The organism is uncultured Gimesia sp. (assembly GCF_937910335.1).
Taxonomy (GTDB): domain Bacteria; phylum Planctomycetota; class Planctomycetia; order Planctomycetales; family Planctomycetaceae; genus Gimesia.
On record NZ_CALEMX010000144.1, the window covers coordinates 1 to 6442 of the forward strand.

Below are 6442 nucleotides of genomic sequence, written 5' to 3' on the forward strand. Positions count from 1 at the left end.
CACTCTCTGAAATCTTAATTAATCTGAAAAATTGATTCTTAGAGGCTGCCTTAATTTAAAATGAAATTTTTACTTGAATACGACAGAACGACCCAAGCGTAACAGATTCCCTACAGAAGGGTGTGAATAATGTTTCAGTAGACCCCATCCCACAGATTCAGGATTAGGATGTGAGGGAAACCAGACAGGTTTGGGAAACAGCGTCAGCGGCCCGAACAAGACAGTTTTAGAAACATCTCTGAGAAAATAGGTGTTGTGCACATTACCAATTCCGCTGGCGACATTTTTCAAGTCAGCCCCCGGTGCCCCTCCCCAGGGAGTTGACATAAAGGCATAATTCAAAGCAGGCCAGTGATTGATTCCGATGGCTCCGTAACGCATTTGCGAAACACAACGTTCCAGAAATTCTTGCTGTGTTTTTCGAAAGGGATCCGGAACGGTAATCGTTGCACAAAGGGTCCCCCATACTTGATCATTCACAAAATTGACAGCCTGCTCCAGAAAGTTTGTATCTGAAATAGAATCGATCGCAGTTTCTGCACAAACACAGACAAATGATTCTTCTTGAAATAAATAGGGAGTCTTTTGTGGATTGGCATCCCGAATCAGTCTCCAGGGCAAGTACTCTTTATCATCAGGAACATCATTTGCAAATCGTTCCCAACGCTCAGCAGCACCCGGGTAATATGCAAACCGTCTTGGACTCTTCGCCAGAAACTGCTCAATCATCGATAAAAACTGTTCACGCTGCTTCCAATGAGCAGCCGTAATAATCACTTTGGTGGCCAGGCAGTTAAAAGAGGCATTGTTCATGATCGATGCAGCGATATTCTCTGCCTGAAACTGGAGCTGTTTTTCAGAATACTTCCCTGGAACAACAATCCAGGGAGAAACATTCCCCAGTTCACTCGTTATCGGTGCATCTAGTTTCGGTTGATTGCTCTTCTTCCGTGACTCACGTTCTACAGGATCACTCCCCCAGACAATAGCATCGTGAGTTTGCGTTGAGCCTGTAATATGAATGCGATCAATGGCGGCGTGTTCTACCAAAGCCGCACTTTCTTCTGCATTGCCGCAAACAATACGCAACAAATCCGCCTCGATCAACGGCTGAAATGACTGTTCAAATACCGGTCTCAAATAATCATTCACCGGATTCATTTTGAGAAGTACACGCTCTCCATCCTGCAGAATCTTTGTCAGAACATCAGTCGCAGGAATCGCAGAAACATTTCCAGCACCTAAAACCAATGTCAGAGGGAACGGAGTTGTAGAGTCTCTTTCTAAATGTTCAAGATTGAAAAGCGACTCGGATTCCACCCCCGGCTTTAACCAGGCCTCAGCCTTTAAGCCAGAAAACACGATCGCATCGTCAATACCCTTCGTTGGAAAGACAGGCACGCGCCACTGTTTTTCCGTAGTTTGAACGGGAGTGCCGGGTAATTGTGGTTTTCCAGAACGCTGTATAGCTTGCAGACTGATTAACAAAACCTGTAAGTAACGAGCCACCGAAACAGGCCCGGCCAGAACTTCTTCAGCTCTAACCGGGCTGTCTTTCGGAATCTGTTTCGCATGACAACAAAGATCAACCCATTCCACAACAGCTTCGGAAAGACTTTGCAGGCATAACTCGATCAATCGAATGCGCTGCGCCACTGAAAAACCATCCGAAATTCGATTGGCTTCAGTCAGCTCTTTCAAAGCCTGATCGATTTCAGGCAGATTCATAGTGGATACAGCTTGTTGATGCAGGATTGCCTTCTCCATTCTTATAAACCCATATTCGATCTTCGTGAAATGGTTTAAAATACGAGGCTCAAAGATCAGGGAAGTGTGACGACTTCTCCACCTTGAATCGTTGAGAGTGCCTGATACAGATTCAAGTCGACATTCTCACTAATGAAGTGAACCGACCCGTCTGCATAGAGAAAGTGACAACCTCCCACGTGCTGACTACGGAAGTTACTCGTGGCATCTCCACCAACATTAAAGGTGCAATCACCAATGCCGGGAATGTCAAGAAACGTTTCAGTCGTGAAGGGCTTATTAATCCGATCTGCTGTACTTCCAAAGACACTCGCCGTCGCTCCGGTCGCAGGCTTAAAGTCAGTATTTCCTGGCTGCGGAATGATCCAGGGTTGGGTGGCTTCATTGGTACTCGCCGTCGACCCATTACATCCCTGACCTTCGCAGAGAATAAATTTTGGACCCGTTCCTGCTTCACCCATTGCGATCGTATTACTGGAACCATCCACAATGTCCCGCATTTTGGATCCCTTATTGAGGTCAAACATTCCTTTGACAGCGCTAGAGTGATTGCTGGAACCACACCAGCCTACATTTGAACCTCGACACATAACATACGTCGTAATCCCGAATGTATCTCCTGCAGGTAATCCTAAAGCACCTAAAGCGGGACTCTGATAAGGATTGACCCCGACATTGGAAGGACAGACAAACATGGGAATTACAGTCCTGGCTACAGCTGATGACTGCTGTTCCCAAGGCACTGATGAGTTATAAAGATTAGATAAATTGGCTTGATCAAAATAAGGCAACATCATGGTAAGACCATTGGAATTGAAATTACCTCCACCAGACCCCCCAAGCTGAACACTGGCTCCAAGCGGAAACATGCTATGGGCTTCATGATAATTGTGCATGGCCAGCCCGAATTGTTTCAGATTGTTTTTACACTGAGAACGACGAGCCGCTTCCCTGGCCTGTTGAACCGCGGGTAACAGCAAAGCAATGAGGATTGCAATGATCGCAATCACCACTAACAACTCGATCAGTGTGAATCCTCTTCTCTGAGGTTTACCAAATAACATAGCATGACTCCTAACATTGGCAGAAGGTTTTGAAAGTGCCTAAGCATGAAAAATAAAGGGCCCTGAGCTATTCACCATTACCCGGTGATCTAAAGGACGGAAAAATTTCGCAAAAGAACAGTGTCTCTCAAAGTTAAAGACGTTAACCGCCTCTACTCATTTCTCTAAAGTTGAAAAGAATGAAATCATTCATTCAAATTTAATGTTCATGAATCACAGACAGGGTTGTCTCGAGATAAGGCTTAGCCTGCTTGTATTACCGCCATTTCAGTGAAATTTGATCTAAATACTCTTAATTCCATTTGATAATCGGTAACGTTACCGTTACAATAGCACGATAATAAACAGCAGGATTCCAGAATTCAACTGGAATTTGTAGAAAATATTATTTTTTGCGAATACAAAATCTTGATTGGTCTGACTCAAGGATCTTCACACCAGAAAATCTGGTTGGTAGACTTAGCCTTTTCAGCTGAAATGGGAGCAACAATGGCATCTAGCGAAATACAAAACAAACCGCAGAAAAAAGAAGCCAGCTCCCAGGAAGCAATTCTCAAGGCTGCGATCAAGGAATTTGCAGAAAGAGGCGTCGATGGTGCCCGAATTGAATCAGTTGCCAGGCTGGCAAATTTTAATAAATCACTGATATATCGCTATTTCACTGATAAACACGGGTTATTTAAGGCTGCCCTGCAAAGCAAACTGGAAGAACGTGCTGACAATGTCGAAAAAATCCCTGTCGATATTGCAGAAATTTTGCAATATTTCTTCGAGGAAAACTTAAGGGATCAGGACTATGTCCGCGTCTTGCTGAATGAGGCACAGCAAAATGATGGAGACCCTATTATCGATGAACCCTGGAGACGGGACTATTACAAGAAACACATCGATAGCCTGAAAAAATCACAGTCTGAAGGAAATCTCTTAGAAGAGATTGACCCGGTCTGCCTGATGCTGATCCTCACATCCCTGGTCTTTTTTCCTGCCACCCTACCTCAGTTAGCACAAATGATTACGGGAAATCACGTCAACTCTGAAGAGTTCAAAGCACAATGGTCTGAAAGCCTTGCTGCCATCACAAAACTCCTCACTCCAAGCTAATGCCCTGGACTGCTTGCCAACCGTACATAAATCATATCTCCTTTAATATCAATCACTTGTACCACCAATTTGTTTGCTGTTCCCTCAAAAAACAGCGAATCCCACTCCCCAAATGCTGTCGTCTTTGATCTTTCCCCACTGAAAAAACAAGGAATGAAACGAGAATGACCAACGAATTCGCTGCATATGACGTACTAAGTTTTATGGAAGTTATAAGATAGATAAATAGTGGCATCTGGATACAATTTACTCTAAATCAATATCTGACAAGTAGATCGGTAAATGTTTCCCCAAAAATGTTGTCTTGTCCTGTTTTCTCTGATCCTATAATATCGGACCCTTGACATTTGCGGATTCCGGGCTGAATTCCGGTTTCTCCAGCTGTTTCTCTTAATCACATAAAATTCAGTAAACGGACGAAACTTATGAAGTTAAATCCTCCCTCAAAAGCAGCCTCTGCTCTTTGCCTCTGTATGGTTCTCCTCTTGGGAACTGCAATTTTCGCGCAGCAGGCAACTGTTCCTAATTCGTCCACCGATTCCGATACTGCGAAACGAGTGTGTGCGATGGTCAGCCGTTTTCATATTAGTGGCAAGCCCATCAATGATGAAACTTCACAAAAACTGATGCGTCGATTCATCAAACAGCTCGATCCTCAAAAGCTTTATTTCTACAAATCAGATATTAACAATTTCGAAGCAGAGAAAAATCTACTAGACGATAAATTGATCGTCGGAGATGTCAAGTTTGCCTATCAATGCTTTGATCTGTATTTGAAGCGACTTCAGGAACGAATGGACTACGCTCAGCAACTGGTTGACGTCGACCATGACTTCACCGTTGATGAATCTATTAACGTTGATGCTAAAAATATTGATTTTGCTAAAGATCAATCTGAGATGAATGAACGATGGCGAAAACGAGTCAAATATGACGTTCTGAATCTCATCCTGGATGACAAGAAAATTGAAGAAGCAAGAAAACAGTTGCATAAACGCTATGCCAAGAACGTGAAAAACATGGCCGAGACGGAGAAATCCGAAAAGCTGGAAATGTACCTGAGTGCGTTGACTCACTGTTTCGATCCTCACTCCAGCTATATGTCTCCCCAAACTCTGGAAGACTTCCGAATCAGTATGGAACTCAGTCTGGATGGAATAGGTGCTGCTCTCCGCTCTGAAGACGGTTTTACGATCGTTGCAGAAATTGTTCCCGGCGGTGCAGCTGACGCCGATGGCCGACTCAAACCGGGCGACAAGATCATTGCTGTGGCTCAGGACGATGACGAGTTTGTCGATGTCGTTGAAATGAAACTCAGCAAAGTCGTGCGATACATCCGTGGAAAACGGGGAACCATCGTTAAACTGCGTGTAAAAACCGAAGAGAATACTTCTCCCGAAGTCTATCAATTAACACGAAAGAAAATTGAATTAAGCACATCTGAAGTCAAAGGGAAAATCATTGATTCTGGTGAACGGATTCCAGGACAGACAGGACGGATCGGTATCATCAGCATCCCTTCATTTTATCGTGATTTCCGTGGTGCTCAACGAGGTGACGAAAACTTCAAAAGCACAGCCCGCGATGTAAGAAAAGTTCTTTATGAATTCCGAGATCAGGGAGGAGTTGATGGAATCGTCATCGACTTACGCTTTAATGGTGGGGGTGCCCTCAGCGAAGCGATTGAAGTTTCCGGCTTATTTGTAGATGAAGGCCCCGTCGTTCAGGTCAAGCAATTGGATGGCGAACGTAAAATTCATCGCGATGCAGAACCAGGTGCAGTCTATTCAGGTCCGCTGGTGGTTGTCTGTAATCGACTCTCAGCTTCTGCTTCAGAAATTTTTGCGGGTGCCATTAAAGACTATAAACGAGGCATTATCATTGGCGATACGACAACACACGGCAAAGGAACCGTGCAAAATGTCATGACCGTCAGCAATAAGATGTTCAGCTTCTTAAACGGACCAGATCTGGGTGCATTGAAACTGACCATCAATCAATTTTACCGAGTCAATGGTGACAGTACCCAAAATCGGGGTGTTCGCTCTGATATCGTACTCCCTTCATTGATTGATAAAATGGATCTGGGAGAATCGTTTCTCGATGATGCAATGGCCTTCGATAAAACAGAAGTTGCTCCGTTTGCTCCGGTAAATCTGGTCAACCAGCAAATTCTGAAAAGCCTGAAGGAATCCAGTTCAAAGCGAGTTGTGACAGATAAGGATTTCAAAGAAAAACTAGCTGAAATCGATAAATACCTGAAGAAGAAAGATCAGAAAACCATTTCTCTTGCCGAAGCGGTTCGACGTAAAGAAATGACAGGCGATAAAGCGAAAGAAAAAGCAGAGAAACTGAAAAAAGAAAAGGAAAAAGAAGAAGAAGAAAAAAAGAAGGATCCAAAAGCCGAAAAAGATATTTTCAAGAAAGATTATTACAACGACGAAATCTTGAATATCACCGTTGACTACATGAATGTCCTCAAAAACATGACTACAGTTCAACGATAAGCT

At 43.8% G+C, this 6442-nt stretch carries 4 protein-coding genes; 2 read left to right on the forward strand and 2 right to left on the reverse strand.

Features of this window, described 5'->3' with window-relative positions; all coding sequences use genetic code 11:
* Positions 1 to 69: 69 nt before the first annotated feature.
* Both Q0668_RS05735 and Q0668_RS05740 read right to left on the reverse strand, forming a co-directional pair.
* Positions 70 to 1728: an aldehyde dehydrogenase family protein gene (locus Q0668_RS05735; RefSeq protein ID WP_298861153.1), complete on the reverse strand. Its 1659-nt coding sequence runs from the start codon at positions 1726 to 1728 to the stop codon at positions 70 to 72.
* A 95-nt stretch (positions 1729 to 1823) separates the two neighbouring features.
* Positions 1824 to 2831, reverse strand: a complete 1008-nt coding sequence (locus Q0668_RS05740) for a DUF1559 domain-containing protein (RefSeq protein WP_298861156.1) — start codon at positions 2829 to 2831, stop codon at positions 1824 to 1826.
* 489 nt (positions 2832 to 3320) lie between these two features.
* Between Q0668_RS05740 and Q0668_RS05745 the strand changes: the two genes are divergently transcribed.
* Positions 3321 to 3932, forward strand: a complete 612-nt coding sequence (locus Q0668_RS05745) for a TetR/AcrR family transcriptional regulator (protein WP_298861159.1) — start codon at positions 3321 to 3323, stop codon at positions 3930 to 3932.
* A gap of 425 nt (positions 3933 to 4357) precedes the next feature.
* Positions 4358 to 6439: a carboxy terminal-processing peptidase gene (locus tag Q0668_RS05750; protein WP_298861162.1), complete on the forward strand. Its 2082-nt coding sequence runs from the start codon at positions 4358 to 4360 to the stop codon at positions 6437 to 6439.
* Positions 6440 to 6442 lie beyond the last annotated feature (3 nt).